This is a genomic window from Sphingorhabdus rigui (assembly GCF_014196595.1).
Taxonomy (GTDB): domain Bacteria; phylum Pseudomonadota; class Alphaproteobacteria; order Sphingomonadales; family Sphingomonadaceae; genus Sphingorhabdus_B; species Sphingorhabdus_B rigui.
Genome location: NZ_JACIEA010000002.1, coordinates 293 through 3,674 on the forward strand (window position 1 = coordinate 293; position 3,382 = coordinate 3,674).

Sequence of the window (3,382 nt, forward strand, 5' to 3'; positions counted from 1 at the left end):
GTAGGTGAGTGCATCGCCATCAACATCGCTGAACACAACAGATGCAAACTGATAGCTCCAAGCCGTATCCTCAGCACCCGCCTGATCCGCAATCGCGTTGGAAACCACAGGCGCGTCGTTTACGTTCGCAATTGCTGGTGTCGCAGCGCTCGTAAGCGTGGTGGTTCCGCCCAACGCATCCGTCGTCGTTGACACAACCCGCAGGTACTTACCAACCTGGCTCTGGTCAGACGCAATCGCGTAGTTGGGCGAGGTCGCGCCTGAAAGGTCCACCCAACCCGTCGCGCCATCTAATGACACCTGCCATTGGAAGGTGGTGTTGGTAATGTTACCGTCAACGTCATTTGCACTGACACTTGCACTAACGGTGCTGCCTTCGGCAACTGCACCGTTAACTGTGACTGCACCGGTCGCTTCATCTTCAACTGCAGCAACCGTGAGCGCGAACGTATCTGACACGCTTGCACTACCGTCAGATGCTGTGACCTTCAGGCTAACCGTGCCTGCAAAGTTCTGCGGCGGTGTGCCCGAGAACGTCCGGGTTCCCGCATTGAACATCAGCCACGTCGGCAAGGCATCGCCATTGCCCAGTGTAGCGCTGTAGGTGAGTGCATCGCCATCAACATCGCTGAACACAACAGATGCAAACTGATAGCTCCAAGCCGTATCCTCAGCACCCGCCTGATCCGCAATCGCGAATACGGTTTGGTCGAAGTAGTAAATGCCATCAACCCGCGGGACTGAGACATACAGCCCTGCGACACTTATTGAGATCCCGCTCGAATCAAATACCGAATCTGAACCGTTTTGCAGGGTGTTAAGATCTAAACCATCAGTGAAGTTTTCAACTACCAGGTCGAACAGGTAGAATTCATTGTAATCACCATACACGGCGGGAAAAATCCCTGATGCCGAAATTGAGGATACACCTGAATTAGTTATATCTGAGACATCGAATTCTTCAGACGGGTGGTAGTTCAGAAAGAGCGATGATGGATCGATGCTCTCCGAGTTTCTATAATATGCAAAAGAAAACGAAAATCCAGACAAGCTCTCAATATCTGCGATCAGATAATATGAGAGCGTGGCGACCCCACCCTCAACGATGCACTTAATGGCAATCTTGTTCATTTAGATTACAACATAGCTACCATCGACATCTCCGACGATGAATGCAGTTACGCCAAACGGTGTTGCTGAACCAAAATTGACACTATTCAGCAATGCAATTTGCGCATCAGCGGCAGTGATCCCGGAGAGATCAATGCCGCTCTCCACTAGTCCAACTGTCCCGATGCGAGCATTGTCGATACCCACTACCGCACGCAGCAGGTGCCAAGCATCCAAGGTAGTCACGGCCCCGTTGCCAGTGACATCTGCTGCAAGAATTTGTAGTGGGCTGGCCAAGTCTTCTACCGTGATCGAACCGTTTGCAATCTTCAATGCAAGTAAGGCGTCGCGAGAGTCGATCGCCCTGTCGATGTCATTGGCGTCTAATTGAATCTGTGTCGCGGAATATGAGCCGTTATCTGCCGCAAAATTCGTCATACCATTTTCGGTAAACGCGTTGACCGTCTGATAGAGCTCATGTGGAGAGATCACTTGGTTCCCGATAACGCCGGAGCTCAAAAGTGGCACGTGAGCTGCATCAACATTTGTAAATGTGACGGTGAATATCTCTGCAGTCCCGCTACCCGCGAGGGGGGCACTACCGATGCCGGCAACGATGAACTCCTTGCCATCAAGGTTGCTCAGGAATGTCCACCCACCGAGCACGCCACTTGCAACAACCGATGCCGTGACCCCAGTCGGCAACTCAAACGACAAGTCGAAATTCTGAGCGATCTCCGACGGCAAGGCCCAAAATTCCATCGTCAGGGTTTTGCTGACACTGTCGTAGGATATGTTCTGGAAGCCGGTCGCTCCGGACTGGGTGACTGGTATATCCTCTCGTAAGAACTGCAGATCCAGATCGAGCGAGGCACCATTCCAGTAGGTGATGGCGCCCGATTGGCCTGGGCTGTCATTATCCCGTATCAAGACATTGATGGAAGCTGGGAATGCTTCCAAAGTGCCCGTGGCTAAACTGAAATCGACGCTGAATGCCTCGACTTGCTCGGCAAGAAGATCATCTGTTGTAGAGATCTGGATCAGTTTTGTGGTTTCTCCGCGGGCGAAGCTTACGCTGCCTGAAGGCAGCGCTCCCATGAAGAAGTCAGCGCTACTGGCCGGTCCCGCCCCAGAGCCTGAAACTGCCCAGTTTAAGGTAATTGCTTCACCTGCAGGCTTTGCCAAAGTGATTTGTAACTGAACCACCCCACCTTCTTGGATAATCGCAGCTGACGAGGTGACCGTCGCAGAGTTCGGGTTATCAAACTGAATGTTGACAGGGAAAGAAAGCTGGCTGCCATTGACGGTCGCAAAACCGACAAATCTATTAGTCCCTGCCAGTGTTGATTGTGGAACTGACAACGTACCCGATGTTCCAGAAAGCACTAGGTTACCCTGAACTACCATCGAGGGGTCATCCAAGGAAACTAAACGGACTTGGGAAGATGTTTGCGTATTTGTTGGAAGATTTGAGCTGATCGCGACTGACCCTGCACCATTAACCGCAGATACAATCGACAGCTGTGGAGCAGAAAGTAGAGGCTTTTCGAATACGTAGGTCTCGTTGATAATCGCCATCGCGAGTGTACTAGTGGAGTAATCTGCGTCCGTGCTCACAACCTGGAAAACGAGATCCTTGGCGGCCACAAACGTATCCGAGACGCCGGACAGTGATATGGCTTTCTGACCCTGCCAGTCTGACGGGGTAAAACTCACTGAACCAAGCGACACGCCAGACTTGTTTTTAACAACAATCTGGACGTTGCTGGCGGGGGCACCACCCCATAGATCTAGGCCGATTGTGACGTTACCATTACCTAGAAGCGTCTGTTCTAAAATGAAGCCGGTTCTTACAAGACCAAAATTTTCCTGACCAAACGTGAAGTTGTCAGCTGTCAATGCTGTCGCGTCCACATTGCTGAGGGTTGTGATCGGCTCGAAAAAGTAATTGCTCCCATACCCATCCCGGTCATAGCCGATGACCGCGTCACTGCCCTGCTGAACGATCCGCACATAGCCATGTGTGAACGGCAAGGATGGCGCTGCCCACGTTGCATTGCCCAGTGATATGTTGGTCGCGTGAATTGCGGACAGGTCAAGCTTGTCACCGCCAACACCCGCAGAAAAGTCTGTGATGAAGTCGGTCGCGTCATCAAGCGCAGAAAAGCTGAAGCCAAACGTATCCACGCCGGCCCCGCCGGTGAGGATGTCGGCGCCATCATTGCCGCGCAGGATGTCATTGCCAGCGCTACCAGACAGAATGTCATTACCA

2 protein-coding genes are annotated in these 3,382 nt (G+C 52.2%); both read right to left on the reverse strand.

Translation table 11 applies throughout. The annotated features are described in order from the left end of the window. On the reverse strand, nucleotides 1-1,131 hold a 1,131-nt coding region (locus GGR91_RS07515), incomplete at its 3' end, for a putative Ig domain-containing protein (protein WP_183941602.1). Continuing rightward, nucleotides 1,132-3,382: type I secretion C-terminal target domain-containing protein (locus GGR91_RS07520; protein ID WP_183941603.1), on the reverse strand; the 2,251-nt coding region annotated here is incomplete at its 5' end. It lies immediately after the preceding gene.